Origin of the sequence: Gemmobacter aquaticus, assembly GCF_007859075.1 — a bacterium.
GTDB classification, from domain to species: Bacteria; Pseudomonadota; Alphaproteobacteria; order Rhodobacterales; family Rhodobacteraceae; genus Gemmobacter; species Gemmobacter aquaticus.
This window is the reverse complement of the sequence record NZ_VOAK01000023.1, coordinates 52,285-78,371: the sequence shown is the minus strand read 5'-3', so window position 1 is coordinate 78,371 and position 26,087 is coordinate 52,285. Positions and strand designations below refer to the sequence as shown.

The following is a 26,087-nucleotide window of genomic DNA, read 5'->3' as shown; positions in this document are numbered from 1 at the left end:
CTGCACCTCGCCGTGGCAGATGGCCGTTTGCGGACCGAATCCGCGATCTGTTACGCTGTGCATGTTACCTGCTCTTATCTGACATTGACTTGGCCGGGTGCGTTCAACACCCGGCCTTTTTCTTGACCCGGCTTGCCCCGGGGCTTGCCGACGCCTCGCGCCGCTGAAATGGTCCAGCACTTTCATTCCGATGCGCCCTGTGGCTGACTGCTGGCAGCGCTGGTTCCGTTCCACGGTCCGGGAATGGCGCTCGGGCCGACCGTGTAGCCGGGCGCACGCTTGGCCCTGACGGCGGCGGTGTGGGCGCTGGTGCTTTCGAAGGACCGCTGCGCCAGCCATGCGGCCAAGACCGACCGCTGATAGCGCACCGCCGAGCCGTGTTCGTTGCCCAGCTTCAAGAAGGGCGGTCCCTTCCCTTGGTGGCGGTAGATTTCAAGGGTGTTGGCTTTCAACCCGAGAAGGGTGGCAGCTTCCTTCGTCGTGAGAAGGTCGCCAAGATCAATCGTTGTGGTCATATCGGACTCCCGCTGACCTGCCCCTGAACCGAGGGGTGTTCGGGTGTCCGGTTGTCTGGCATCAGCCAACCTGTTGAATTGAACGGCCCGCCCTATCGGATAAGGCGGGCCACTTGCACAGTATAACGCAATAAAGCGTGGCCGTATTGCCCGAAATGCACTCGGATAAAGTCCGTCCGACAATCGCGGCGTGCTACCCGGAGCAAACCACGGTTCGGCCCTTCTTGTGGATGTAAATCATTCCACCGCTAGCGATGTCGAAATGCTCTGCGAGAACCTTGATCGCGTTCTTGATTTGCCGTTCGGTCGTGGGACGTTCGGGCCGCACTCGCTCAATGGGCGCTCCCCAAGGCGGGGTCGGGCGATATTCGATCTTGATAGCCATTGTGGTCACTCCTTCATTGAAGGCCCGTCCACGAACGCACACGGCGGGCGGACGAGCGGGTTGCTCATCTGCCTGCGCAGGTAGTGCGGGGCTGTATGGGGACTGCACACCTGACCCATGCCACCGTGTGCAGGAATTAGAAGACCACGATTCGCGGCACCTGTCAACATCTAGACGAATGGGTGGAGGGAGGCACAACGCACAGCGCCCCTAGCCTCGCGCTGTAGCCGCGTTGCGCACGGGGGGCCACCCTACCCCCGGCCAACAGCGATCCCCGGCTAGCGCGGCGGCTTTTCGGGGGCGCAGCGCACGTCATGCACGCAACGGCAGGGCCACCACGTTCCCGCCAGCGGCAATCAGCGCCTGTTGCTCGATATAATCGCCGATGGCCTGCACCTCGGGGTGATAATCCCGAAGGTCGCTGGTTTCGAGATAATGGCGGGCCGTGACGCCTTGCGGGACATGGTTCGTGAGCAATTCCAGCTTCGCAATGTCGAGGCGGCAGGCCTTCACACCGAGGGTCACGAAACTGCGCCTCAGGTCATGCGCGGAAAGGCGGTCCATGCCAATGGCCTTGGCGAACCGTTCCAGCGGGGCGCGGGTGTCCTTGATGTGGCCCGCTGCGCTTCGCGAAGGGAACACGAACTTGCTCTTGGTCGTGGCCTTGTCGTCAGCAGCTTTGCGGGCTTTCAGCACGGCCACCGCTTGTGACGAGAGCGGCAACCAGACAGGGTTCTTATTCTTCGGGTCGGGCAGGTGGAACCAGTTGTTGGCCGGGTCGGCGTCGTCAAGGTTGACCCTGTCCCATGTCAGTTCGGCCCCCTCGTTGCGGCGCGTGCCCGTCAGAAGAAGAAACATCACAAGGTCGATTCCGCAGCGGGTGTCGGCGCTGAATGCCGGGTTCTGGCGACCTGTGGTCAACCGATGCCAGAACATGCCCACGTCGCGGCGGTCGATATGCCGGGTCCGAACCTTGCTTTCGTGCACGGCCAGTTCCTTCTTGATGATGGCCACAGGGTTGCGGGCGATGAGCGGTGCGCCGTCCTGCGTCTGGTATTCCTCCATTGCAAAGTTGATGAGGGTGCGAAGGATCTTGAAGGCTGAGGCAGCGCTGCCGGGTGCAGGTGCGGGCGTCTTGCGCAGCCCCTTGGTGGCGATCTCCTCATACCGCTTGCGGCAGTCGGAAGAGGTGATGCTGGCGATGGCGCGGGGCAGCCACTTGGCGAAGGCGGTAGTCAGGTGGCGGTCCATCTCGTCGCGGGTGTTCTCCTTGAGCATACCGGGCCGCGCGAAGAACGCATCAGCCACCTGCCGCAATGTGACGGCCTTGGCCTCGTCCTCGCGCTTCACCTCGCGCGGGTCGGTCCCCATACGCATCGACCGCAGGTGCTCGCGTGCCACCTCGCGGGCTTGGTCCACGGTGAAGACGCCGTAGGCTCCGATGGTGATGCGGGCCGGGGGGTTGCGCGGGTCAATGCGACCCTGCACGATGAAGTTCATTCTGCCGCTAGGATTGACCCGCAGGCCAAAGCCCTTGGTTTCAACGTCCCAGTGATACTCGTCAGTCTGACCGGGCTTCACGCGGTCAACATACCCCTTCGTGAGCTTCACGGGCGGGTGCTTGGGGGTCGGGTCAGGCATGAGTTTGGCTCCTCGTAAGCAGATCGTAAGCGGTTGCGGCGAAGCAGCGCCAAGCGCCGCTTTACCCCGCCTACGACTTGCAGTCCGAGCCAAGCAACTGAAATCGCTAGATAATAAATGAGAAACAAGGACTTCTTTAGTGAATCGCCAGTGTTCCAAAACACAGTAAAGTGGGCAGGCCATAGCTTCGGGAGCAGGGGGTCGGAGGTTCGAATCCTCTCGCTCCGACCAGTGAAAAAAATCCCGAGAAATCAGATGCATTGCGGGCCGGCCACTCTTGCTGTTGCCTAGGGCCTTGCGCATCGCAGCCCGCCACCGGCGGGCCATTCCGACCGTGACTGGCGATTGTGCAAGGACGGCGCGCCCGCCCCGGAGCGGGGTCAGGGAACGCAAGCGTAGATCATGCGCGATCCCCAGGTCCCGACCGATGTGACCGATTGCAACTCTGCCGACCGGTTATACTTTGCGCAGCGTTCCTGCGCGACGGTCAGAAAACGCTCGGGCGGTGTTGCGAGGGTCTTGTCCATCAAACCCTCGACGATCACACGCTGCTCGGTCGCCTCGATGACCTCAACAGGCTCTTCCGGTTGCTGTCCGACGCAGGCGGCGAGGAAAAGGCAAAGGCCAATGGCGAGGCTGGCTTTGGCGGTCTGGGACATTTCGGGTCACTTTCCTGCGTCATGTGCAAGTAGGGGTGCTTTGTCAGATCATGCGACAGCCTAAACGCACACGCAAGTGCGGCACAGTGAGCAAGTTTTCCAGAATATGAACGGTGCTGCCGGAAGGGTTGAATGCCACGACGCTTGGTTTTCAGATTTCCGAGGGCATGATTTTTGACGGCAAACTGGACGGTCCAATGGGGTCGCTGGGGTTCTTGCTAGATCCTAACAGGATCCAGATCGGCCGAAAAATGGCCCCGGGCGCGGATGCAGCCGGGGCCAGTCGGAAAGGGCCTGTTGCAGGGGTTCCCCTCTGCAACAGGCAGGGAAGTCAGACAGCGACCTTGCCGCGAGCGCGGACCAGATAGATCACGCCACCAAGAACTGCGCCGATGATCCAGCCATAGCCTTCGAGTTGGCCGAGCGCAGGCACCCAGACCGTTGCCACGGAAAAGACAGCAGCGATGCCGAAAGCAACGAGTGCGTGGTCATTCCAGCCGTTGCGATAGTGATAGGTGCCGCGCTGGGGGTTATAGAGGTCGTCAAGCTTCAGGCTCTGCCGGCGGATCAGGTAGTAATCGACGATCATGATCCCGAACAGCGGGGCCAGCGTCGCGCCCAGCGTATTGACGAAACCGCTGATCCCGAATTGGCTGATGAATCCTGTCCAGAAACCGCCGATCACCAGCGCAAAGCCCGAAGTGATCAGCCCGGCCTTGCGAAACCCGATGGTCGAGGGCGAAAGGTTCGCGATCCCGTTCACTGCCGGAATGAAGTTGGCAACAAGGTTGATACCAACGGTCGCGGCAAAGAATGTGATGGCGGCAATCACGGCCAGCAGGACACTGTCGGTACGTTCCACGATCTCGGTCGGGTTGATCAGCGCCTCGCCATAGACGGCGGCAGCGCCGGCAGTGGTCAGCAAGGCAAGGGCAGAGAAAAGGATCATGTTGAAGGGCAGGCCCGCAAGGTTACCCTTTACCATCGCGGGCTTGTCCTTGGCGTAGCGCGAAAAGTCGCTGAAGTTGATCATCACCGCCGCAAAATAGGCAACCATCGTACCGAAGATGACGATGAAGCCCTTGATCTCGGTGCCCCATGTTCCTTCGGGATTGGCGAAGATGGTCTGCGCCTGTGACAGAAGCTGTCCGTCTGACTTGACCCAAAGTACAATGACAAGACCGATCATCACGGCATAGACAAACGGTCCGGCAAAGTTGAGGAAGCCTTCCACCCAGCCCATGCCGCGCCAGAAGATGGCAATGTGGAAGGCCCAGACCACCACGAAGGACAGCCAGTCAATCCCGCTGAGCCCCATGAACTCCGCTCCGCCCGTGGCACCGGTCAGTGACCGGATCAGCAGGGCAAGTGCGGTCGATGCGAAATAGACCTGAACGCCGTACCAGAACACGGCCACGATGGCGCGCAGGACGGCCGGCAGCTTCGCGCCCTCGGTTCCCATGCTCGCGCGGGCGAGCACCGGATAGGGGATGCCATATCGTTCTCCGGCCGCCCCCGAAAGGTTGACCATGAACATCACAAACAGCCCTGATGCGATCAGCGCGGCAAAGGCGGTCCAGCCCGTCACGCCATAGGTGATGAACAGGGATGCGACCAGCGAGTAGCCGAAGAGCGACTGGATATCATTGGCCCAGACGTTGAAGATCGCGAACCAGCCCCAGGATTTCTCCTGGGCAGTTACCGGGCGCAGGGCGTCTTCGGTGACTTCTGCGCCCTCGGCGGCGATGGAATGCATTGGTTTCTCTCCTGTTTTTGACCGCTGCAATGCTTGGTTGCGCGATCTTTTCCTGCAAGCGACCAAATTTTCACATCTGGTATTGCAACTAACATGTTACCTAATATCTTATAGGGTAATATGTAGGAAATGCTGATATGACCTTCTGCAATTTCCGAACAATCGAAGGGGCCGCTGGCCCGAACAGAGAGCTACCAAGATGCTAACCGCCGCGACGGACCAGAAGCAGTATGCCGATGCACCACTTGCGCATCAGGCGCATCAGGCCCTGATTGCCGCACTGCGCGGCGGGCAGATCCGCGGTGGCGCTTTCTTGTCGATGGCGATGCTGGTCGACATTCTGGCCCTGCCTTTGGCCGCAGTTCGTGAGGCAGTGAAGCTGGCCGAGGCTGGAGGGCTTGTGACGGTTCTTCCCAAACGCGGCGTCGTGGTCATGGATGCAGGGCCAGAAATTACGCGCGAATGCCTGGAGGTTCGCGCGATCTTTGACGCCGAGGGCGCCAGGCGTCTGATTGAGGCGAATGTGCCGCTCCCCCTTTCAAGGCTGCGCGACGAGCATGAAAGCCTACGGGACGAGGCATTGAAGGCGGTGACGCCTGACGTTCAGCGACGCGCGATCCTGACGGACCTGTCGCTGCACGATGCGCTGGCCTCGGGCGTGGGCTTGAAGCTTGCGCAGCGGATCTACGACGACAACCGAAATCGCATCGCCATCATCCAGAACCAGCGTCCATTCCTTGCCGATCGGATCGTCTCGGCGATGGAAGAGCATCTGTCGATTATCACCGCGCTTGAAAACCGTGATGCCGATGCTGCGGTCGGTGCTATCGGTGACCATCTCGCGAACACACTGCGTTGGTGGGGTGTCTGAACCCTGTATCGTCCCTCAAAGGCTGGATGATTTTCGGGTGGATGATAGCCAGATGCCTGTAAAACCTGTTGCGATCATAGGGTGCCAGCCCATGAGAAGAGATTCTCAACCGTGTGTTTCTATGCGCCCCTGATACAGTCAGCGTCATAGCCCGGCGCGGAGACATGCAAGGTGTCCGACGGCAAGTTGGCTTGCGGAGTCTCAAGACAGCAGGGCCATTCAAGAATCGCGATCGTCTTGTGGGGTGGGGGCGGAGTGGGGGGTGTTCAGTCCACCTCGTCGACAAAGAGTTGAATCTTCGGCGGCATACATCTGATTGGTGTCGAGAGCGATGGTTGTCGCCCGCTTTCCGTCATGGTTGTTTGTGGCTACCAATGGCGCGCCGCGCGGCACGGCGCCCATCATTGGGAGGCGTCAGAAATTCGGCTCCGGAGCGTGTTTTCGAAGTGCGCACCAGAAGGTGGGTTGAAGGATGAACGGGCAGCGAAGGCGTCCGCCGGCGCATCAATGTACTTCGGAAATATGAGAATAAATGGTGCTGCAGGAGAGGATTGAACTCTCGACCTCTCCCTTACCAAGGGAGTGCTCTACCACTGAGCTACTGCAGCGCCGTTTGCCATTCTTCCGGCTGTGACGCAGGTTTCTGGCGGCGCTTCGGCGCGTTCCCGCCGGGCGTGGCGGGGAGATAGACGTATTCGCGAACGGGTGCAAGCGCAATCTGGACGCTTTTTTGCGCCTGAGTTAACAGAGGGGCATGACCGATAATGGCGACATCCCGCAAACCTCCGATGGCCCCGGAAATAAGCCTGTCCCTAAAGGGCAGGCCAGGGAACGTGGAGCCGCATCCGGACGCGAAGACCGCCTGAAAGCGGCGCTGAAGGCCAATATGGCCCGGCGCAAGGCACAGGCACGCGCAAGGGCGGCGGCGGCTGAAAACGATACAAAGAAAGAGTGAGGCGGGACTATGGATTCGATTCTGGTGCGCGGCGGGGCAGAACTGAACGGGGTGATCCCGATCGCGGGGGCGAAGAACGCCTGCCTGACACTGATGCCGGCCACGCTTCTGACGGAAGAGCCGCTGACGCTGACAAATGCGCCGCGGCTTTCGGACATCAGCACCATGACGCAGCTTCTGCAGTCGCTTGGGTCAGAGGTTGCGGCCCTGCAGGGTGGCAAGGTTCTGGCAATGTCGTCCTGGAGCATTGCCAACCACACCGCCGACTACGACATCGTGCGCAAGATGCGGGCCTCGATCCTCGTGCTGGGGCCGATGCTGGCGCGCGATGGCCATGCGATCGTCTCGCTGCCGGGGGGATGTGCCATTGGTGCGCGCCCGGTCGACCTGCACCTCAAGGCGCTGGAGGCGATGGGCGCCGAGCTTGATCTGCGCGATGGCTATGTCCATGCCCGTGCGCCGGGCGGGCGGCTCAAGGGTGCGGTGGTGGAGTTTCCTTTTGTCTCGGTCGGGGCGACCGAAAATGCGCTGCTCGCCGCAACGCTTGCCAAGGGCACGACCGTTCTGAAGAACGCCGCACGCGAACCCGAGATTGTGGATCTGGCCCAGTGCCTCCGCCGCATGGGTGCGCAGATCGAGGGCGAGGGCACGTCGACGATCACCGTGCAGGGCGTGGATCGGCTGGGTGGCGCCACGCATCCGGTGGTGACCGACCGGATCGAGCTTGGCACCTATATGCTTGCCCCCGCGATCTGTGGTGGCGAGGTGGAATGCCTTGGCGGACGCATCGACCTGGTCGGCAGCTTTGCCGAAAAGCTGGATGAGGCCGGAATCAGTGTGACCGAGACCGAACGCGGGCTGAAGGTGGCGCGCAAGAACGGCCGGGTAAAAGCAGTGAATGTGGTGACCGAACCCTTCCCGGGCTTTCCGACCGACCTGCAGGCGCAGATGATGGCGCTGCTTTGCACCGCAGACGGCACCAGCGTTCTGGAAGAGAAGATCTTCGAGAACCGCTTCATGCACGCGCCTGAACTGATCCGCATGGGTGCGCGGATCGACGTTCACGGCGGCCACGCCACGGTGCACGGGGTTGAACGGCTGCGCGGCGCACCGGTCATGGCGACCGATCTGCGGGCCAGCGTCTCGCTGATTATCGCCGGTCTCGCGGCGGAGGGTGAGACAGTGGTCAGCCGCGTCTATCACCTCGACCGTGGCTATGAACATGTCGAGGAGAAGCTGGGCGCCTGCGGGGCAAAGATCGAAAGGATCAAAGGCTGATGTCCGACGCGCGATTCGAGGATGGTGGTGAGGCGCCGCTCTGGCTGGGTGCGGCGGATGCCGAGGATCTGAAGGTGATTGCGTCGCTTGCGCAGGATGCGGTCTTTCCGATCGTTGACATGACCTATGCCAGGTCGCGCCGCGAATTCGCGATCCTGCTCAATCGGTTCCGCTGGGAGGATGAGGCGGCTGCCAAGCGCGCGGGCCGTGCGCCCGAACGGGTGCGCTCGGTCCTGCTGGTGCGCGATGTGCTTTCTGTACGCAGCCAGGGCATCGACCGGGGGGATCGCGACACAATCCTGTCGCTTCTGGATGTGGCGTTCCATGCGGAGGCTGATGGGATGGGCGAGGTCGTCCTGACCCTTGCGGGCGACGGCGCGGTCGCGCTGCAGGTTGAGGCGCTGGACATCGTGCTGCGCGATGTGACCCGGCCCTACCTCGCGCCGTCGGGCAAGGTGCCGGATCACGGCTGACCGGAACGCCCGGCGATCCGCCTCGATCCCCTTTGCCACGCTTGAGGCCATCCGGTGCAGGCGCTATGCAGTCGGCACAGTCATTTCCGAAGGTTGCCGCCATGCCGCAGTTTCTCGACACCCAGGACGCCGGTTTTGAGGCCGCCTTCACCGCGCTCTTGGGCATGAAGCGCGAGGATAGCCCGGATGTCGATGCGGTGGTGGCCGGCATCATCGCCGATGTCCGCGCGCGGGGCGATGCGGCGGTGATCGAGCTCACCTCCCGGTTCGACAAACTGGACCTGACGCCAGACCGGCTGGCCTTTTCGCCCGAGGAAATCGCGGCCGAGGTTGCGAAGGTTACGCCCGAAGATCGCGCGGCGCTTGAACTCGCCGCCGCCCGGATCCGGGCCTATCACGAACGGCAGATGCCCGAAGATGCCTGCTGGCAGGACTCATGTGGCGCGACGCTGGGCTGGCGCTGGACGCCCGTATCGGCGGCAGGGCTCTATGTGCCGGGAGGGCTTGCCTCTTATCCGTCGTCAGTGCTGATGAACGCGATCCCGGCCAAGGTCGCGGGCGTCGAGCGGCTGGTCATCGCCTGCCCGACGCCGGGCGGGGTAGTCAATCCGCTGGTGCTGCTGGCAGCACAACTGTCGGGCGTGGATACGGTTTACCGCATCGGCGGGGCGCAGGCTGTGGCGGCCCTGGCCTATGGCACCGAAACAATCCGCGGGGTGGACAAGATCACGGGCCCGGGGAACGCCTTCGTCGCGGCGGCAAAGCGCCGGGTCTTTGGCAAGGTCGGCATTGATATGATCGCGGGCCCATCCGAGATCCTCGTGATCGCCGACGCCGACAATGATCCCGACTGGATCGCGCTCGATCTGCTCAGCCAGGCCGAGCATGACGAATCGGCGCAATCGATCCTTGTCACAACAGACGCCGGCTTCGGCCGAGCCGTCGTCGCTGCAATCGAGGGGCATCTGGAAACGCTGGAACGCCGGGCCATCGCCGCAGCCTCATGGCGTGACTTCGGTGCCGTGATCGTCGTGCGGGATCTGGACGAGGCGGCGGCGCTGTCAAACCGGGTCGCACCTGAGCATCTCGAGCTCTGTGTGGCCGATCCCGATGACCTTGCTACCAAGATCACACATGCCGGAGCGATCTTTCTGGGGGGCTGGACGCCCGAGGCCATCGGCGACTACGTTGGCGGGCCAAATCATGTTCTGCCGACGGCGAGGTCGGCGCGTTTTTCTTCGGGTCTCTCAGTGATGGATTTTCTGAAACGTACGACGATTGCCCGCATGACGCCCGAGGCACTGGCCGCCATTGGCCCTGCGGCCGAGCGGCTGGCCATATCTGAAAGCCTGCAGGCGCACGGGCTTTCGGTGCGCGCCCGTCTTGATCGTCTGAACGGGGGGCAACGATGACCAACCGCATCTGCCAGATCGATATTGATGAGCGCGGCCTCAAGGCCACGACCCCCGCAATCGAGCAAGAGCGCCGCGTGGCGATCTTTGATCTGCTCGAGGAGAACAGCTTTGGCCTGCCCGCGCGTGAAGGCAGACCCGCCCCCGTCGGCCCCTATCAGCTGTTTCTGGCCATTCGCGAGGGGCGGCTGGTCTTTGACATCTCCACCGAAAGTGGCGGACGGATCGGCGAGTTTCATCTGAGCCTCGGCCCGTTCCGGCAGGTGGTGAAGGACTACTTCCAGATCTGCGAAAGCTACTTCGAAGCCGTCAAACGTCTGCCTCCCAGCCAGATCGAGGCCATCGATATGGCCCGGCGCGGCATCCACAACGAGGGCGCAAGGGTTCTGCAAGAACGACTGGAAGGCAAGGCGGATGTCGATACGGCCACCGCACGCCGCCTGTTTACCCTGATCTGCGTCCTGCACTGGGGCTGAGCTTGGGCCGTTTCCCGTCATCTGTCCTGTTCTGCTGCGACCACAACGCCGTGCGCTCGCCAATGGCAGAGGCGCTGATGAAAAAGTTCTACGGCCAGCGTGCCTATGTGCAGTCGGCCGGGGTTCACAACGACATGGAGATCGACGGCTTCGCCGTTGCTGTCTGCGACGAGTTGGGGATGGAGCTTTCCCGCCATCGTTCGCGTTCGTTCGAAGAGATGCAGGAATGGGGCGACGATCTGGGTCAGTTCGACCTGATCATCGCCCTGTCCCCCGCCAGCCAGCGGATGGCGCTGGAGTTGACGCGGTTCTTTCATCTGGATGTCGAATATTGGCCGATCCTCGATCCGACCGGTCTGGGCGAAACACGGGAGGCGAAACTCGCCGCCTATCGTCAGGCCCGCGACATGATCCGCGACCGGATGATCGCCCGATTCGGCCCGCCCACCGAAGGTTAGGCCGCTGCATCAGCCCCGCGATGGCCAAGGATGCGCGGCAGCGCGTCCTCTATCCAGCCGGTCAGGGCGGCGAGCCGCTCTGCGGCCTCAAGCCCCAGTGGGCTCAGCGTGTAATCCACATGGGGCGGCACCACGTCATGCACCCGCCGGATCACGAAGCCATCCGATTCGAGTTGTTGCAGGGTCTGCGCCAGCATCCGTTCGCTGACGCCGCCGATCTTGCGGCGCAGTTCGGAAAACCTGTGGGTTCCTGACAGCAGAACCAGCATGACCAGCGTTCCCCACCGGCTTGTCAGATGTTGCAGCACCTGACGCGACGGGCACTCGACCGCCAGAACATCGGGGCGAAGCTGCGAGAGGGTCTTCTGTGCGTTCTGCTCGGGTGTCATGTGCGTCTCTGCCGTATACTTACAAAAATGTAGGCACTTCCTTTTCGTAAGTAAAGAGGGCAGATTCAAGTCATCGATTTTGGAACACCTCGAAAGGACCCTCTCATGACCATTGCCATTACCGGCGCCACCGGCCAGCTTGGCCGCCTCGCCATCGCCGCGCTGCAAGCGCGTGGCGCAACGCCGATTGCATTGGTGCGCGACACCGCCAAGGCCGCCGATCTGGGTGTGCCGGCGCGCGCCTTCGACTACCGCACAGCCGATGCCGCCGCGCTGGAGGGTGTCGAGACGCTGGTGCTGATCTCCTCGAATGACTTTGACGACCGCGCCGGCCAGCACCGCAAGGTCATCGCTGCGGCCAAGGAAGCCGGCGTCGGGCGGATCATCTACACCTCGATCCTGAAGGGCGACGCCTCGCCCATGATCCTCGCACAGGACCATATCGCGACCGAGGCGGCGATCCGCGATTCGGGCATTGCCGCCACCATCCTGCGCAATGGCTGGTATACCGAGAACTACACAGGCGCCCTTGGGGCCGCGCTTGAACATGGCGCGATCCTTGGTGCTGCGGCGGAAGGCCGGGTGTCGACGGCCGCACGCAAGGATTACGCCGAGGCGATCGCCGTGACGGCGCTGGACGCAGGCCATGCCGGCAAGGTCTATGAACTTGCCGGCGACGAGGGCTACACCCTTGCCGAGCTTGCCGCTGAAGTGGCACGGCAATCGGGCAAGCCCGTCGGCTTTGTGAACCTGCCGCAAGCGGACTACGCCAAGGCGCTGGAAGGGTTCGGCCTGCCTGCGGGCTTTGCCGCCGTTCTTGCAGATTCGGATGCCCGCGCGGGTGAGGGGGCGCTCTTTGACGACAGCCGCACCCTGTCGCGCCTGATCGGTCGTGCAACGACGCCGATGTCCGCGACCGTGCGCGACGCGCTGGCCTGAGGTCGCAATCGCGCCGCCTTGTGTCCTCTCGGGCATTGGCGGCGCGCTTTTTTCGGGGCAGGGTCAGGGGCGAGACGCCAAAGAGGGAGCCGCGCATGACCCGCGCCACGATCGAAGCCTATTACGCCGCCTTCAACGCCGGGGATGCCAATGGCATGTTGGCCTGCCTGACCGATGACATCGAACACCGTGTCAACGAGGGCGGCGTGCGGCGCGGCAAAGAGCTTTTCGCCGAGTTCTGCAGCCATATGGGCGTCAGCTACCGCGAGCAGTTGAAGGACATGGTGATCTTCGCCAATGACGAGGGCACCCGAGGTGCTGCCGAATTCGTGGTGCATGGCGAGTATCTGATGACCGATCCGGGCCTGCCCGAGGCGCGCGGCCAGACCTATATCCTGCCTGCCGGGGCGTTCTTTGACCTGAGGGATGGCAAGATCTCCCGCGTGACCACCTTCTATAACCTGCGGGACTGGATCGCGCAGGTCTCGGCATGATCGAGGTGCGCGCCCTGACCGGCGCCGCGCTGGATGCGGCGCTGGATGATGTGGCCGCGCTCAGGATCGCGGTGTTCCGCGACTGGCCCTATCTCTATGACGGTTCGCTGGACTACGAGCGGGACTATCTGCAGACCTACCGCGACAGCCCCGGCGCGATCCTTGTGGGGGCTTTCGATGGTGCGCGGCTGGTGGGCGCCGCGACCGGCACCCCGATGGAAGATCATGCGGACGAATTCGCCGAGCCCTTCCGCGCGGTTGGCCTCGCGCTGGACCAGATCTTCTACTGTGCCGAATCCGTGCTTTTGATGGAGTATCGCGGCCAGGGGATCGGGCACCGGTTCTTTGATCTGCGCGAGGCGCATGCGCGTGACATGGGGCGCAGCCATGTGGCCTTTTGCGGCGTTATCCGCCCTGCGGATCATCCGATGCGCCCGGCAGACTACCGCAGCAACGACGCCTTCTGGCAGAAGCGCGGTTATGCGCAGTTGCCGGGCAGTGTCGCCGAGTTCAGCTGGAAGGATCTGGGGCAGACGGCGGAAACCACAAAGCCCCTTCAGTTCTGGATGCGCGCGCTTTGAAGATGGCGGGCGGCGGCGCGGCCTGCGTGCAGGCCGGTCGCCCAGCTTGCGGTCAACAGATAGCCGCCGGTCGGGGCCTCCCAATCCAGCATCTCTCCGGCGACAAAGATGCCGGGCAGGGCACGCAGTTCCAGATCATCGGTCAGGCTGTCGCGCGCAATGCCGCCCGCCGATGAGATGGCCTCGGCAAGTGGCCGGGGCCCGGCGTGCTGGATCGGCAGATGCTTCAGCAGTGGGGCCAGATCTGCGGGCAGGGGGAGGGCCACCTCCATCACCAGCGCCACCGCTGCGGGCGCAAGGCCCAGCTTGCGCAGGCGGTTTGCGGCTGTTTCACCCGGCCTCGATCGGCCCAGGCGCGCCTGTAGATCGGCAAGGGACAGGTCGGGGAACAGATCGAGCGCCAGCGGTGCGCCAAGCCGCAGGTCGCGGCTGATCGCATAGATCCCGCCCCCTTCAAGGCCGCGCTCAGAAATCACGAACTCTCCCCGTTCACGCCGCGTGCCCGCAATCAGGCAGGCCCCCTTGACGGGTTGGCCAAAGTGGCGCGCCATATGGACGGACCAGTCCATGCGGAACCCCATGTTCGCCGGCGCAAAGTCTGTGACGAGGACGCCCTTTGCCCGGAGCCACGGCACCCAGGCCGCATCAGACCCAAGCCGCGGCCAGCTTGCCCCGCCGAGTGCCAGAACGGTGACATGCGGGCGCAATACCTGCGCGCCCTCAGGGGTCTCGAATGTCAGCGCCGCGCCCTCGAACCCGGTCCAGCGCCACCGGGTTTTCACCTCGACACCCTTGGCCGCAAGCCGCGCGAGCCAGGCGCGCAAGAGGGGGGAGCCTTTCATCGCAACGGGAAAGACGCGCCCTGATGATCCGGTAAAGACCGGCTGCCCCAACCCTTCGCAAAAGGCGCGCACCTGGTCCGGGCCGAAGCTTGACAGAATCGGTGCCAGCCAGTCGGCGTCAAAGCGTGTGGCGAAGGTCTGTGCCGGTTCATCCTTGGTGACGTTCAGCCCCGACTTTCCCGCCATCAACAGCTTGCGGGCGACGGATGGTTTGGCCTCGGCCACCGTCACGGCTTGGCCTGCGTCCGCCAGCGCCTCGGCCGCCATCAGCCCGGCTGGCCCTGCGCCAATCACCAGTGCGTCCATGTTCTGCCCTTGGTTGTCCATCCCACCGGACTGGCCGATTCCCCTTGCCGGTGCAAGACCGGGGTTCAGATCATGCGGATCGTGTCCTTTTCGACCGCCAGCATATAGCCACGCCGGGCAATGGTCTTGACCAGCAGTTCCGACACCAGCTGATTGCCAAGCGCATCACGCAGCCGCTTGATCCGGGTGGCGCCCGCGGCCTCGTCGCAGTCGGATTCGGCCCGGCCCGAGATCACCGCCTCGATCTGCGCGCCGTTCAGCACCTCGTCGTCCATCCGCGCTTCGGCCAGCGCCGAGAGTGTCTCGATCGCCGCCTCGGTCAGCTTGAACTCCAGGTCGTTGATATAGACGGCCCGCGCCTCGCGGCTGATCATCAGCGAGCTGACGGTGATCCCCGACCGCTGGATGGCCGAGATGCGGCGATTGAGCGTGATGATGGTCAGAAGAAAGACGAGGCAGGCAACCAGCAGCGCGGTCGAAAAGACCAGAAGCACGAAGATCACCATCCGGTAGCTGGCCAGAACCTCCTGAAAGGTGGTGCCCGACTGGGCGATGATTTCAAGAAGCTTGATCTCGGCCATGGTGCGCAGGTCGTCGTTTTCAACGAACAACTGCTCGACCCGGGCGTTGAAGGCGTTGGCATCGGGAAGCGCCAGAAACAGGAAGATCGCCGCCGCCGCCAGAATGACGACGATCGCGGCGATCCCGAAGGCAACGGTGCGGCTGCCCGCCCGCAGACTATCAGAAACGGAGGAAGTATTCTCCGGCACTCGACTTTCTTTCTTTCAAGCCCTCGGGGCCAAAGGTGGAGATGACGTTCAACAGCTTCCACTTCTGTTGCGCAAGACGTGGCGCTAACTCAGCACGGGCGGCCTTCTTGTTACAGGCGGAAACTTGCGCGACGCCGTAGTGCAGGCGCAGCGGTTTGTCGCGCTTGGCCTTGTAGTCGGCATAGCACTGCGCGTCTGCGGCCGTGCCCAGTGCCAGAAGCGGGATCAGCAAGACAGCAACGAGGGTGAGGCGGGTCATGAAGGTGTCCGGGCTCAGGGTGGCGGTTGATGTGATGATGGGTGCAGGGCGACGGCAATACAATATCAAGCCGTAGGAAAGCGGGATGATATCTGATGACAACCCCCCGATATTGCCTGACTGATGACCCCTGGATCAGCCTTTTCGCATCACTGGCCAACAAGAGGCAGGAACGCAGGATGATCAGGGATTTTCCAAGGAAAGGCCGGCCCGAACTGGCTTTCGCGCTGACCATGATTGCAGCTCTCATCGTGACCGAGGCGTTGACGCTGTTCGCCATGCCCGCCGATGCGGGGCGCTCGGTTTGCCGGATGCAGGTGTCGGGGCCGCTGGCGGGGACCTGCGACCACTAGCACCGGTTTCTATGGATCGAGGGCGGGGATGGCAGGTGCCACCCCGCCTTTTCTCTTTGCTTCTGCACGAACCTGCGCTTTCTGGTGGGATGCCACGAGTGATTCCCGATTTCAGCCTGGAAACCGCCGCCCACGCCAGTGGTGCCCGAATCGTCGCCGGCGTCGACGAGGTCGGTCGCGGTCCACTATGTGGCCCGGTGACTGCCGCTGCCGTGATCCTTGACCCCGCGCGCATTCCGCCCGGGATCACCGACAGCAAGGCCCTTTCGGCAAGCCGGCGTGATCAGCTCTTTGATGAGATCATGGCCTGCGCCCATGTCTGCGTCGCCCATGCCTCGGTCGACGAGATCGATGCCCTGAACATCCTGCAGGCCACCTTTCTGGCCATGCGCCGCGCGGTTGCGGGTCTGCCGCTCGCGCCCGATCACCTGCTTGTCGATGGCAACCGGCTGCCGCGCGATCTGCCCTGCCGGGCAGAGGCCGTGGTGAAGGGCGATGCGCGGTCTTTGTCGATCGCGGCGGCCTCGATCGTGGCCAAGGTGACGCGCGATCGCATCATGGTGGATTTGGCGCAACAGCACCCGGGATATGGCTGGGAGAACAACGCGGGCTATCCGACGTCCGAGCATCTTGCGGCGCTTCTAAATCTTGGCGTGACCCCTCACCATAGGCGTTCGTTCCGGCCCGTCCACAATATCTTGTATCAAGATGTTTCTGTAAGTAGTTGATTCAAAAAAGAATTTGACGGCGAATCGTCTCTGAATCATCTTTGTCCTCAACAAATCGGCACAAAGAGGCCGAAGGCAGAGGCAGTAATGACGACCAGAAAAGCGACTGCGGAGGCACCCGCCCTTCCGCTGAACCAGATCCTTGCGGGCGATTGCATCGAGGTCATGAACGCGCTGCCCGAGGGCAGTGTTGACCTGATCTTCGCCGACCCGCCCTATAACCTTCAGTTGAAGGGCGACCTTCATCGGCCAGACAACAGCAAGGTCGACGCGGTGGATGACCACTGGGACCAGTTTTCCAGTTTCTCCTCGTACGACCGCTTCACCCAGGGCTGGCTGCGCGCTGCGCGTCGTCTGCTGAAGCCGAATGGGGCGATCTGGGTGATCGGCAGCTATCACAACATCTTCCGCGTCGGCGCCGCCATGCAGGATGCCGGGTTCTGGATGCTGAACGACGTGGTTTGGCGCAAGTCGAACCCGATGCCGAACTTCAAGGGCAAACGCCTGACCAACGCGCATGAAACCCTGATATGGGCAAGCCGCGAGGAAAGCGCGAAATACACCTTCAACTATGAGGCGCTGAAGGCGCTGAATGACGGTGTGCAGATGCGCTCGGACTGGGTGCTGCCGATCTGCACGGGGCATGAGCGGCTGAAGGACGACAATGGCGACAAGGCGCATCCGACGCAAAAGCCCGAAAGCCTGCTGCACCGCATTCTGATCGCCTCGACCAATCCGGGCGACGTTGTGCTGGACCCGTTCTTCGGCACAGGCACCACTGGTGCCGTGGCCAAGATGCTGGGACGCGACTTCATCGGGATCGAGCGGGAAGAGGCCTATCGCAAGGTTGCCGCCGAGCGTATTGAGCGCACCCGCAAGTTCGATGCGAGCGGGCTTGAGGTGACGGGCAGCAAACGGGCCGAGCCCCGCGTGCCCTTTGGCCAGGTGGTGGAGCGCGGCATGCTGCGGCCGGGAGAAGAGCTTTTCTCGATCGGCAACCGCTTCAAGGCCAAGGTGCGGGCCGATGGCACTCTGATCGGCAATGATATCAAGGGGTCCATCCATCAGGTGGGGGCCGCCTATGAAGGCGCGCCATCCTGCAACGGCTGGACCTACTGGCACTTCAAACGCGATGGCAAGATGATCCCGATCGACATCCTGCGTCAGCAGATCCGGGCCGAAATGGAGGCGGATCAGCGTCAGCAGCACTGACGCAAGCACACATCCAAGCATTCAAGGCTACGCCTGTGTCCCGGTTCCGCCGGGGACACACCTCCCCGCCATGCGTGCATGGCGGGGCCTTTTCCATTGCTGCGGGGGGCTCAGCCCTTGGCGCAAAGGTCCCAGGCCTTGCGGAACACGGTGGGCAGATTTGCAGGCGAAAACGCCGCATGGGGCACAAAGGCGCCGCGCTGTGGATTGCCCTGCGATGTGGCAGTCAGGACCGTCAGGGTGAGGTGAAAATGCGTGAACGTGTGCCGCACCTCGCCCATGGTCTGCCATTCGGCGGCCAGTGGCGCGGGCAGATCGGTGCCGTCCCAGCCGGTGGTCGGAAAGCCCGACATGCCACCCAGCAGTCCTTTGGCCGGTCTTTCTTCCAGCAGGATCGCCCCGTCCGGGCGCTGGACCAGCCAGAGCGTCCCCTCTCGTTCGGGTTTGGCTGCGCGCGGTGCCTTGCGCGGAAAGGATGTGGCGTCCCCTACGGCCTGCGCGGCGCAAGCCTCGCGCAGCGGGCAGATGGCGCAGGCAGGGTTGCGGGGCGTGCAGATGGTTGCCCCCAGATCCATCATGGCCTGCGCATGATCTCCGGGACGCATCGAAGGGGTCATCCCGGCCGCGCGTCGACCGATCTCGGGTTTGGCGCGGGGCAGCGGGGTCTCAATCCGGAACAGGCGGCTGATCACGCGTTCCACATTGCCATCAACAACCACCGCGGGCTGATCAAAGGCGATGGCGGCAACGGCGGCGGCGGTATAGGGGCCGATGCCGGGCAGGGCGCGCAGCTCTGCCTCGGTCTGCGGAAAGACGCCGCCGTGTTCGGCTGAAATCGCGCGGGCACAGCGCAAGAGGTTGCGTGCCCGAGCGTAATAGCCAAGCCCGGCCCATTCCGCCATGACCTCCGCATCCTCGGCCTCCGCAAGCGCCGTGACATCCGGCCAGCGGGCCGTGAAGCGATGAAAATAGCCGGTTACTGCCGCAACGGTGGTCTGCTGCAACATCACCTCGGACAGCCACACCCGATAGGGATCGGGCCGCTGGCCCGCGGCGTGTGCGGCCGGCGATACCCGCCACGGCAAGTCGCGGTGATGGCGGTCATACCATGCGATAAGAAGGGCAGAGAGGTCAGTCACGGGCGAGCATTCCTTGTCTGGCCCATCTCTAGATAGGGGCGCATGGCCTGCGGTCCAGCCCGCGCATGTTGCCGTTCTGCGGATCAGCGGGCCAGCGGCAACGCCATGTCGCGGTGAGGGATGCCTGCATCGTCATACTCCGGGCCATACGCGGTAAAGCCCAGCTTTTCGTAGAACCCCAGCACCGGAACCTGCGCGCTGAGATACACCTCGGTCATCGCAGGATCGGCGGCAAAGTGGTCGATCGACGCGCGGATCAGCGCCGCGCCGAGGCCGGTTCCACGCGCTTCGGGAAGGACGCAGACCCGCCCGATCTTGCCGGTCGTGCCCTTGCGGAGCAGGCGGGCAGTGCCGACCGGGCGCCCTTCGACCTGCGCCAGCAGGTGCACGGCGATGCCGTCGAGATCATCAATCTCCAGATCCTCGGGAACCGACTGCTCTTCTATAAAGACTATGCGGCGCAGCGCGCGGCAGGCGTCGATGTCGGTCGTGGGCGCAATGATCCAGCTCATGCGAAATAGTCCGTGAGGATGCGCGTGTAGATGGCCTTCAACTGCTCGATCTGCTCGATCTCGATCCGCTCGTCGACCTGATGCATGGTCTTGCCGACCAACCCGAACTCCACCACCGGGCAGTGGTTCTTGATGAAGCGCGCATCCGAGGTGCCGCCCGAGGTCGAAAGCTCGGGCACGCGGCCGGTCTCGGCCTCGACTGCGCGGGCGATTAGGTCCGAAAATTCACCGGGCGGCGTCAGGAAGCTTTCGCCGGAAATCTGCACGCGCATGGCGATCTGCACGCCGGTCTCGGCCTCGACCGCGCGGGCATGACTGGCGAGCCATTCCGTCAGGCTGGCGCCGGAATGGCCGTCGTTGAAGCGGATGTTCACCGTGGCATGGCCACGGGCCGGAATTACGTTGGTTGCAGGATTTCCACAATCCACGGTGGTAATTGCCAGCGTTGAGGCATCAAAATGTTCGGTTCCTGCATCCAGAGGTTGCGCCTCGAGCCGCGACAGCAGGCGCACAAGCGCGCTGAGCGGGTTCTTTGCGCGATGCGGATAGGCGCTGTGGCCCTGAACCCCGGTCGCCGTGAACCAGCAGGTCATGCTGCCACGCCGGCCAATCTTCATCATCTCTCCCATCACGTTGGGGCAGGTGGGTTCGCCCACAAGGCAATGGGTCATCCGCTCGTTATTGGCGGCCATCCAGTCGAGAAGGGCAGTCGTGCCATGCTCGGCGTCGCCTTCCTCGTCACCAGTGATCGCGAGGATCACGGCGCCATCCGGCGGGGTCTGGCGCACGAAGTCCACCGCAGCGGCGGCAAATGCGGCCACGCCCGTCTTCATGTCGGTGGCACCGCGACCCCAGAGGACGCCATCCTTGATCTCGCCGCCGAAGGGATCATGGGTCCAGGCATCGGCATCGCCCACCGGAACCACATCGGTATGCCCGTTGAAGCCAAAGCTGCGGTTTGCCCCCTTCGCGCCCCAGCGGGCAAAGAGGTTGGGGATGCCTTCCCGATCAACACGCGTGCATTCAAAGCCCGCATCGGTCAGCAGACCTTCCAGCAACACCAGGGCGCCGCCCTCGGCCGGGGTGACGGAATTGCAGCGGATCAGGTCGGCGCTCAGCTGAACGGGATCGACAGGTTTGGACATCGGGCTCTCCTTGCTGGCGGCAAGGGATAATCTTCACCGCCCTGTCCCGCAAGCCGGGCTGCGACAGGATCAGTCGTAGAAGGGCGTCATCTGCGCCACGACGACCGAGTTTTCGTCCAGCGCACGCTGCATCAGGGCGCGTTCGTCGCTGTCGATCTCATCGCCGGCCGCCTCGCGCTCTTCCAGCGAGCCATAGCCCGAGACATCGAGCGGCGCGAGATCGGCCTGCTTGAGGATCGCCACGGTCTCGCGCACGGCTTCGGCCTCGTCCACGCCGCTGGCATAGATCATCAGCGCGGCGCCGGTCGCCTTGTCGGGCAGGCCATCGCCGTCCTTGCGGCCAACCTCGACCACCAGCGTGTAAACCTGCTGCGGACGTTTGGTCTTGATGTCCTTCTCAGTGGTCATGGTGCCCCTCATTCTGACGGGGTCCAGCTATGACGGATCACCCCCGACGCGGCAAGCGGGATCAGGGGAGTTGCGGCTCAGATCGCGCCAATGGCACGCAGCCGGTCGTCGATCGGGCTCCAGTCGGCCACCTGAAGGCGCACGGGCAACGACAGAACGCGCGGGCGGAAGGAAGGGGGCAGGCGGGCCGCATCCTTCTCGGTGGTGACCAACTGGGCATCCAGCGCAAAGGCCTCGGCCTCAAGGCGGGCCAGCAGGGCAGGTTGCAACGGTTGATGGTCATCCAGCGGCTCGGCCCGGACCACATTGGCGCCAAGGCCGCGCAGGGTAGCGAAGAAACGCTCAGGGTGCCCGATCCCGGCAAAGGCCAGAACGCGCATGTCGTGCCAATCAAGCCCGGTCTCAACCGGCTCCAGATGGCCGCGCACGACCGGAAGGGGCGATGTAAAGCGCGCGGCGAAGTGCTCCTGCTCGGCCGCGGACCCGATCGCGAGCACCACGCCCGCGCGTTTCAGGCCAACAGCCACGGGTTCTCGCAAGGGTCCTGCCGGCAGGCAGAGGCCGTTGCCAAAGCCGCGCGCGGCATCGACGACGATGATCGACAGATCCTTGGTCACCTGGGGGTTCTGGAAGCCATCATCCAGCAGAATGACGCGCGCGCCGGCCTCTTCTGCCGCCCGGACGCCTGCCGCGCGGTCCTTTGCAACCCAGGTTGGCGCGAAAGCCGCAAGCAACAGCGGCTCGTCCCCTACATCGGATGCGGGATGGTCAAGCTGCACCCGGACGGGGCCCTCCAGCTTGCCGCCATGGCCCCGGGTGACGACATGGACGCCGGGCAGGCGTTCGATCAGTGCGATGGCGGTGGGGGTTTTGCCAGTGCCGCCGACCGTCAGGTTGCCGACACAGATCACAGGCACGCGGGCCGGGTAGCCCGATTTTGCCACGCGCCGTGCGGTTGCGCCTGCGTAAAGCCATCCCAGTGGCGCCAGAAGCCGGGCCAGCAGGGTAGGGCGGGGGGCATACCAGAATCCGGGTGCGCGCATCAGGCCTCTCCCAGCATCTGGCGCAGCAAAAGGTGCGCGCGCTCCGTCACCTCCACTCCTTCCGAGGTCACAGCCCATGCCGCCGCCGCAAGTCGCGCGGCGCGGTCGGGTGACAGCAGGTCCGACAACGCATCCGCCAGATCCGCGCCAGAGGCGACCGAGCGCGCCGCACGCGCCGCGCCAAGCCGACCCAGAAGCGCGCCATGAGTGCCGGGGCGGGGCCCGTGGATCAACGAGGATCCAAGGGCTGCCGCCTCCATCGGATTTCGAATGCAACCTGAACCTGCCAGAGAACCGCCAAGAAAGGTGATCGGTGCCAGCCGGTACCACAGGCCCAACTCGGCACTGTCGGCCAGATAGACTTCAGTTTCGGGTGTCGGATCCTGATCCATGAGGCGGCTTGCGACCTGCCAGCCCTCACGTTGTTCCAGTTCGGGAAGCAATCCGTCGATCCGCGCCGGCATCTCTGGCACGAGGATCAGAAGCAGCCGGTGCGCATGACGCAAACCGGCACGATGCGCCTCGATCACCGCCGCCTCTTCGGCCTGCGGCACGCCTGCGGCGAGCCAGACCGGGCGCGTGTTCATCAGGCGGGCCAGAGCCTCATGCTCGGCCGCATTTGCCGGCAGAACCGCCGAGGGTTGCTCCAGCCGTCCGGTGATCGAGAGGGTGGTTCCGACACCCACCTTGCGCAATGCGCGTGCGGCAGGCTCGTCCACAGCCAGAATTTCCTGCATGCGCGAGAGCGAGGCCTTCATCAGCCCCGGATACCACCATCCATCGCGATCCGAAGGCAGCCGAGGCGCGCGCGCTTCGATCATCGCCTGCGGTATGCTGCGTTCGGCTGCGGTATGGATCAGTGCGGGGCGCACTTCCGATCCCGCATGGATGATCGCATCGGGCAGCCAATGGTCGAGTTGTGCTGTGACGGTGGCGGGGGTATCTGCTTCCGCCGGCTGCAGGATCACCCCTTCGGGTGCCGATTGTGGCAGCGTTGACGCAGTCAACAAGACGGGGTGACCGTCCTCCTCGACGATGCGTCGGCCCAGTTCGGCAAGGCTGCCCGCAACCTCATCGTCACCTGCATGCAGCCAGATCAGCCGACCCGCCGGGCGCTCGGCGCGCTCGGTACGGGCTGCCGTTCGCCCACGGGCGAGCAGTCGGTAAAGCGACAGTCCAAAAGGGGCCATGGTTTCAGGCGCGGGCGCACGGATGCGATCAGGCGCCCAGCTCCTCGGTGGGCGATGCGGCCTGACCTTCGTCACGCAGACGGTGGATGTGGGCGATGTAATAGCGCATATGCGCGTCATCGACTGTGCGCTGCGCCTCGGCCTTCCATGCCAAAAACGCGCTTTGATAGTCAGGGAACATGCCGACGATGTGGAGATTTGACACATCCTTGAACACGTTCTTCGATGGGCTGACCAATTCGCCGCCAAATACGAGATGCAGACGCTGCGCCATATGGGCCTCCGTAGACTTGCATGGGCAACCTAGCGGATGCCCGCGCAAAGTTAAAGCGGCGACGACGCAAGAGAAAATCGGGTCGGGTTGTCAGTCTTCGCCCAGAATCTCGGCCTGATGCTGGCCTAGGCGCGGCGAGGGGCGATCCAGCGCCAGCTCGGCCCCCGAGAAGACGAAAGGGGATCGCACGCCGGGTATGCCCTCAGGCGCGATCTGCATGCCCCGTGCCACGATCTGCGGATCGGCAAAGACCTCGGCCATATTGTTGATCGGCCCGGCGGGTACGCCCTCGGCCTCGCAGGCGGCGAGCAACTCGGCCTTGCTGAAGGTTTTCGTCGCATTGGTCAGCAGACGTGTCAATTCGGCGCGGTTGGTCACGCGGTCGGCGTTGGTCAGGAAGTCAGGCGCCTCGGCCAGTTCCGGCAGGCCAAGGATGCCGCACAGCTTGCGGTACTGCCCGTCATTACCAGTGGCGAGGATGATCCAGCCATCGGCGCAATCGAAGACGGCATAAGGCGCAAGGTTCGGATGCGCGTTCCCCATCTTTTGTGGTGCAACGCCGGTGGCCAGATAGTTCAGCGACTGGTTGGCCATGATCGCCGTCGCCACATCCATCAGCGCCATGTCGATGTGCTGGCCCTCTCCCGTCCGACCACGCTGAACAAGGGCGGCCAGAATGGCGGTGGCTGCGTAGATGCCCGTAAAGACATCGGTGACAGCAACGCCCGCCTTTTGCGGCTGGCCTTCGGGTTCGCCGGTCACGCTCATCAGCCCGGCCATGCCCTGGATGATGAAGTCATAGCCCGCGCGGTGGGCATAAGGCCCGGTCTGCCCGAAGCCGGTGATCGAGCAATAGACCAGCCGCGGATTGACCTTGCGCAGGCTTTCGTAGTCCAGCCCGTATTTCGCAAGGCCCCCCAGCTTGAAGTTTTCGATCACCACATCGGCATCGGCGACAAGGCGGCGTACCGTTTCCTGGCCCTCCTTGGTGCGGAAGTCGCAGGTGATGCCGCGTTTCCCGCGGTTCGTCGCGTGGAAATAGGCGGCACTCTGTTCGCCACCATTGTCGATGAAGGGCGGCCCCCAACGACGGGTATCGTCGCCTTCGGGGGCTTCAACCTTGATCACATCGGCGCCAAGGTCGGCCAGTGTCTGGCCGGCCCATGGTCCGGCCAGAATCCGGGCAAGTTCGATCACGCGGATCCCGTGCAGTGGGGCGGTCATGTTACTTGGCAAGCTCCGCGTCGATCAGCGCCTTCAGATCGGTGTAGGACATGTTTGAATGCTTGGTGCCATTGATGAACAGCGTGGGCGTGGCCTCGACCCCGTCCTCGGCCATGGTTTCCTCAAACCGCTTGACCATGGCTTCGGCCAGTTTCTGGTCATTGAAACAGGCGTCGAGTTGTTCGTCGTTCATGCCCGCCGCCTTGCCGATGGTCTTGAGATTCGCGATCACCGTGGCCGGATCGTTCGAGGCCGCCCATTCCTGCTGCTTTTCGAACAGCACGCCGTTGATCCCGAAATAACGCATCTCGCCGCTGCAGCGGGCAAGCATCGCAGCCCACAGTCCATAGCGGTCGAAATAGACCTCGCGATAGATGAATTTCACCTTGCCGGTGTCGATGTATTCGGCCTTCAGCGGCTTGAAGACCTGCTCGTGAAAGTTGGCGCAATGGGGGCAGGTGTATGAGGCATATTCAGTCAGCGTCACCTTCGCGTCCGGGCTACCCAGAACCATATCCGGTACAGGCGGTGCCTCGGCCGTCGGAGTCGGGGTGGCGGCGTCCTGTGCAAGGGCCGGCAGCCCGAAGCCTGCGGCCAGCGCGGCACTTGCAGCCAGCGCGAACACGTCGCGGCGATTCATTTTGATCATATTCTGCCTTTCAACTGCTTCGGCGAGTTAAGATGTTCTGTGCCAGGGTTTCAAGCGCCTTGCGCAGGCCCTCGTCCTGAACCCCGTCGGCGGTATCGCGGGCGCGGGCAAGCATCTCTGGGGCGGGCGGCTTGGCAGCGGCTGTGGCGGGGGCGTGTTCAAACTGCGCCTGTCCGTCTGCAAAGCCAGTGGCCGCCGTCTGCGTCAGCACCACCCTGCCGATTGCGGCATAGCCGTAACAGGCATTCACCCGGTCACGGATACGCGGCAGTTGCATCTGCACAAGCGGCGCGTCGGTGGGTTTGACCAGCAGGGTCAGCGTGGCGCCGAATGACCCTTTGGCAAACCCAACCTTGACCGGTCGGGTCACGCGGGCCAGATCCTCGCCCGCCACCTCGGCCCAGTGGGTCAGAAGCCGGGTCACCGCGAAGCCGCGGCTTTCACCCGCCTGCCGGATGCGATCACGCAACAGGCCCGAGGTTGCCTCAAAGCCGCGCATCCTGCGCCCCTTGGCCGGGGCGGCGGTGCGTTCAGTTGGGTCGTGGCCCTCGCCCTTGTCGTTCATGCCGCCTCCATTGCGGCCAACCTACATGAGGGGCCGCGGTCGTTCCAGTGGTGCGGATTCAAGTGTCCATAAAGAATGCGTGACACTGTGCCCCAAGGCTCTGCGCCCTTGTCTTCTTTTCGCAAGTATCCTCGGGGGGAAGCCCGCAGGGCGCGGGGGGCAGACAGCCCCCCGTTGCGCGGTCGG

At 63.5% G+C, this 26,087-nt stretch carries 31 protein-coding genes and 1 tRNA gene; 13 read left to right on the top strand and 19 right to left on the bottom strand.

The features are described from left to right. Positions 1 to 182 precede the first annotated feature (182 nt). The 4 genes from FQU74_RS14890 to FQU74_RS14875 all read right to left on the bottom strand — a co-directional run bounded on the left by FQU74_RS14890 (position 183) and on the right by FQU74_RS14875 (position 4,956). A complete protein-coding gene (locus FQU74_RS14890; protein ID WP_146287273.1) occupies positions 183 to 515 on the bottom strand; it encodes a helix-turn-helix transcriptional regulator in 333 nt (110 codons plus the stop codon). 697 nt (positions 516 to 1,212) lie between these two features. Next, the gene (locus FQU74_RS14885) at positions 1,213 to 2,541 is read right to left on the bottom strand and encodes a tyrosine-type recombinase/integrase (protein ID WP_158635600.1); all 1,329 of its coding nucleotides are present in this window, start codon (positions 2,539 to 2,541) and stop codon (positions 1,213 to 1,215) included. A 380-nt stretch (positions 2,542 to 2,921) separates the two neighbouring features. Then, positions 2,922 to 3,200, bottom strand: coding sequence for a hypothetical protein (locus FQU74_RS14880; RefSeq protein WP_146287272.1), 279 nt, complete (start codon positions 3,198 to 3,200; stop codon positions 2,922 to 2,924). Positions 3,201 to 3,531: 331 nt separating this feature from the next. Beyond that, positions 3,532 to 4,956: an NCS1 family nucleobase:cation symporter-1 gene (locus FQU74_RS14875; protein ID WP_146287271.1), complete on the bottom strand. Its 1,425-nt coding sequence runs from the start codon at positions 4,954 to 4,956 to the stop codon at positions 3,532 to 3,534. Positions 4,957 to 5,155: 199 nt separating this feature from the next. Here FQU74_RS14875 and FQU74_RS14870 point away from each other — a divergent pair, with 199 nt between their 5' ends. Continuing rightward, complete coding sequence (locus FQU74_RS14870) at positions 5,156 to 5,827, top strand: GntR family transcriptional regulator (RefSeq protein ID WP_146287270.1); 672 nt, start codon at positions 5,156 to 5,158, stop codon at positions 5,825 to 5,827. A gap of 533 nt (positions 5,828 to 6,360) precedes the next feature. Here FQU74_RS14870 and FQU74_RS14865 read toward each other — a convergent pair. Continuing rightward, positions 6,361 to 6,435 (bottom strand) — tRNA-Thr (locus FQU74_RS14865). Positions 6,436 to 6,599: 164 nt separating this feature from the next. Here FQU74_RS14865 and FQU74_RS14860 point away from each other — a divergent pair. The 6 genes from FQU74_RS14860 to FQU74_RS14835 all read left to right on the top strand — a co-directional run bounded on the left by FQU74_RS14860 (position 6,600) and on the right by FQU74_RS14835 (position 10,879). Then, positions 6,600 to 6,782, top strand: coding sequence for a hypothetical protein (locus tag FQU74_RS14860; protein ID WP_373289050.1), 183 nt, complete (start codon positions 6,600 to 6,602; stop codon positions 6,780 to 6,782). A gap of 9 nt (positions 6,783 to 6,791) precedes the next feature. Further along, complete coding sequence (gene murA / locus FQU74_RS14855; protein ID WP_146287268.1) at positions 6,792 to 8,060, top strand: UDP-N-acetylglucosamine 1-carboxyvinyltransferase; 1,269 nt, start codon at positions 6,792 to 6,794, stop codon at positions 8,058 to 8,060. Further along, positions 8,060 to 8,533: a DUF2948 family protein gene (locus FQU74_RS14850; RefSeq protein WP_146287267.1), complete on the top strand. Its 474-nt coding sequence runs from the start codon at positions 8,060 to 8,062 to the stop codon at positions 8,531 to 8,533. Before murA ends, FQU74_RS14850 begins: the two co-directional genes overlap by 1 nt. 101 nt (positions 8,534 to 8,634) lie before the next feature. Then, on the top strand, positions 8,635 to 9,945 hold the full coding sequence (hisD, locus tag FQU74_RS14845; protein ID WP_146287266.1) for a histidinol dehydrogenase: 1,311 nt from the start codon (positions 8,635 to 8,637) through the stop codon (positions 9,943 to 9,945). Beyond that, entirely contained in the window at positions 9,942 to 10,421 is a 480-nt protein-coding gene (locus FQU74_RS14840; protein ID WP_146287265.1) for a UPF0262 family protein, read from the top strand. Before hisD ends, FQU74_RS14840 begins: the two co-directional genes overlap by 4 nt. A 2-nt stretch (positions 10,422 to 10,423) precedes the next feature. Continuing rightward, a complete protein-coding gene (locus tag FQU74_RS14835) occupies positions 10,424 to 10,879 on the top strand; it encodes an arsenate-mycothiol transferase ArsC (protein ID WP_373289047.1) in 456 nt (151 codons plus the stop codon). On the opposite strand, the gene FQU74_RS14830 is transcribed toward FQU74_RS14835, so the two are convergent. Next, on the bottom strand, positions 10,876 to 11,268 hold the full coding sequence (locus FQU74_RS14830) for a winged helix-turn-helix transcriptional regulator (protein ID WP_146287263.1): 393 nt from the start codon (positions 11,266 to 11,268) through the stop codon (positions 10,876 to 10,878). The genes FQU74_RS14835 and FQU74_RS14830 overlap by 4 nt on opposite strands. 105 nt (positions 11,269 to 11,373) lie before the next feature. Here FQU74_RS14830 and FQU74_RS14825 point away from each other — a divergent pair, with 105 nt between their 5' ends. The 3 genes from FQU74_RS14825 (at position 11,374) to FQU74_RS14815 (ending at position 13,282) form a co-directional block, all read left to right on the top strand. Beyond that, positions 11,374 to 12,207 carry an SDR family oxidoreductase gene (locus FQU74_RS14825; protein WP_146287262.1) on the top strand — a complete coding sequence of 278 codons (834 nt, stop codon included), beginning with the start codon at positions 11,374 to 11,376 and terminating at the stop codon, positions 12,205 to 12,207. Positions 12,208 to 12,302: 95 nt separating this feature from the next. Then, complete coding sequence (locus FQU74_RS14820; protein WP_146287261.1) at positions 12,303 to 12,701, top strand: ketosteroid isomerase-related protein; 399 nt, start codon at positions 12,303 to 12,305, stop codon at positions 12,699 to 12,701. Then, the gene (locus FQU74_RS14815) at positions 12,698 to 13,282 is read left to right on the top strand and encodes a GNAT family N-acetyltransferase (protein WP_146287260.1); all 585 of its coding nucleotides are present in this window, start codon (positions 12,698 to 12,700) and stop codon (positions 13,280 to 13,282) included. Before FQU74_RS14820 ends, FQU74_RS14815 begins: the two co-directional genes overlap by 4 nt. On the opposite strand, the gene FQU74_RS14810 is transcribed toward FQU74_RS14815, so the two are convergent. The 3 genes from FQU74_RS14810 to FQU74_RS14800 all read right to left on the bottom strand — a co-directional run bounded on the left by FQU74_RS14810 (position 13,258) and on the right by FQU74_RS14800 (position 15,459). Next, on the bottom strand, positions 13,258 to 14,430 hold the full coding sequence (locus FQU74_RS14810) for a TIGR03862 family flavoprotein (protein WP_146287259.1): 1,173 nt from the start codon (positions 14,428 to 14,430) through the stop codon (positions 13,258 to 13,260). The genes FQU74_RS14815 and FQU74_RS14810 overlap by 25 nt on opposite strands. A 65-nt stretch (positions 14,431 to 14,495) precedes the next feature. Further along, positions 14,496 to 15,200, bottom strand: a complete 705-nt coding sequence (locus tag FQU74_RS14805) for a helix-turn-helix domain-containing protein (protein WP_146287258.1) — start codon at positions 15,198 to 15,200, stop codon at positions 14,496 to 14,498. Next, positions 15,172 to 15,459 carry a hypothetical protein gene (locus tag FQU74_RS14800; protein WP_146287257.1) on the bottom strand — a complete coding sequence of 96 codons (288 nt, stop codon included), beginning with the start codon at positions 15,457 to 15,459 and terminating at the stop codon, positions 15,172 to 15,174. Before FQU74_RS14800 ends, FQU74_RS14805 begins: the two co-directional genes overlap by 29 nt. Before the next feature lie 179 nt (positions 15,460 to 15,638). Between FQU74_RS14800 and FQU74_RS19305 the strand changes: the two genes are divergently transcribed. The 3 genes from FQU74_RS19305 (at position 15,639) to FQU74_RS14790 (ending at position 17,752) form a co-directional block, all read left to right on the top strand. Beyond that, positions 15,639 to 15,812: a hypothetical protein gene (locus FQU74_RS19305; protein WP_158635599.1), complete on the top strand. Its 174-nt coding sequence runs from the start codon at positions 15,639 to 15,641 to the stop codon at positions 15,810 to 15,812. An 89-nt stretch (positions 15,813 to 15,901) separates the two neighbouring features. Then, positions 15,902 to 16,540, top strand: coding sequence for a ribonuclease HII (locus tag FQU74_RS14795; RefSeq protein WP_146287434.1), 639 nt, complete (start codon positions 15,902 to 15,904; stop codon positions 16,538 to 16,540). A gap of 87 nt (positions 16,541 to 16,627) precedes the next feature. Next, the gene (locus FQU74_RS14790) at positions 16,628 to 17,752 is read left to right on the top strand and encodes a site-specific DNA-methyltransferase (RefSeq protein ID WP_146287256.1); all 1,125 of its coding nucleotides are present in this window, start codon (positions 16,628 to 16,630) and stop codon (positions 17,750 to 17,752) included. 110 nt (positions 17,753 to 17,862) lie between these two features. Here FQU74_RS14790 and mutY read toward each other — a convergent pair whose 3' ends face one another. The 10 genes from mutY to FQU74_RS14740 all read right to left on the bottom strand — a co-directional run bounded on the left by mutY (position 17,863) and on the right by FQU74_RS14740 (position 25,835). Next, on the bottom strand, positions 17,863 to 18,891 hold the full coding sequence (gene mutY, locus FQU74_RS14785; RefSeq protein ID WP_146287255.1) for an A/G-specific adenine glycosylase: 1,029 nt from the start codon (positions 18,889 to 18,891) through the stop codon (positions 17,863 to 17,865). An 83-nt stretch (positions 18,892 to 18,974) separates the two neighbouring features. After that, positions 18,975 to 19,403 (bottom strand): GNAT family N-acetyltransferase, encoded by a 429-nt coding sequence (locus FQU74_RS14780; RefSeq protein ID WP_146287254.1) that lies wholly within the window; start codon positions 19,401 to 19,403, stop codon positions 18,975 to 18,977. Continuing rightward, on the bottom strand, positions 19,400 to 20,548 hold the full coding sequence (gene dapE, locus FQU74_RS14775) for a succinyl-diaminopimelate desuccinylase (RefSeq protein ID WP_146287253.1): 1,149 nt from the start codon (positions 20,546 to 20,548) through the stop codon (positions 19,400 to 19,402). The genes FQU74_RS14780 and dapE overlap by 4 nt, the downstream gene beginning before the upstream one ends. A 69-nt stretch (positions 20,549 to 20,617) precedes the next feature. After that, positions 20,618 to 20,956: a hypothetical protein gene (locus FQU74_RS14770; protein ID WP_146287252.1), complete on the bottom strand. Its 339-nt coding sequence runs from the start codon at positions 20,954 to 20,956 to the stop codon at positions 20,618 to 20,620. 77 nt (positions 20,957 to 21,033) lie between these two features. Next, entirely contained in the window at positions 21,034 to 21,999 is a 966-nt protein-coding gene (gene lpxK, locus FQU74_RS14765) for a tetraacyldisaccharide 4'-kinase (protein WP_146287251.1), read from the bottom strand. Continuing rightward, positions 21,999 to 23,189, bottom strand: coding sequence for a 3-deoxy-D-manno-octulosonic acid transferase (locus tag FQU74_RS14760; RefSeq protein WP_146287250.1), 1,191 nt, complete (start codon positions 23,187 to 23,189; stop codon positions 21,999 to 22,001). Before FQU74_RS14760 ends, lpxK begins: the two co-directional genes overlap by 1 nt. Before the next feature lie 28 nt (positions 23,190 to 23,217). Then, a complete protein-coding gene (locus FQU74_RS14755; protein ID WP_146287249.1) occupies positions 23,218 to 23,463 on the bottom strand; it encodes a DUF4170 domain-containing protein in 246 nt (81 codons plus the stop codon). Between the two features lie 90 nt (positions 23,464 to 23,553). Further along, on the bottom strand, positions 23,554 to 24,687 hold the full coding sequence (locus tag FQU74_RS14750; protein WP_146287248.1) for a CaiB/BaiF CoA transferase family protein: 1,134 nt from the start codon (positions 24,685 to 24,687) through the stop codon (positions 23,554 to 23,556). Between the two features lies 1 nt (position 24,688). Beyond that, positions 24,689 to 25,327, bottom strand: a complete 639-nt coding sequence (locus FQU74_RS14745; protein WP_146287433.1) for a DsbA family protein — start codon at positions 25,325 to 25,327, stop codon at positions 24,689 to 24,691. A 19-nt stretch (positions 25,328 to 25,346) separates the two neighbouring features. Next, positions 25,347 to 25,835, bottom strand: a complete 489-nt coding sequence (locus FQU74_RS14740; protein ID WP_146287432.1) for a DUF721 domain-containing protein — start codon at positions 25,833 to 25,835, stop codon at positions 25,347 to 25,349. Between the last annotated feature and the right edge of the window lie 252 nt (positions 25,836 to 26,087).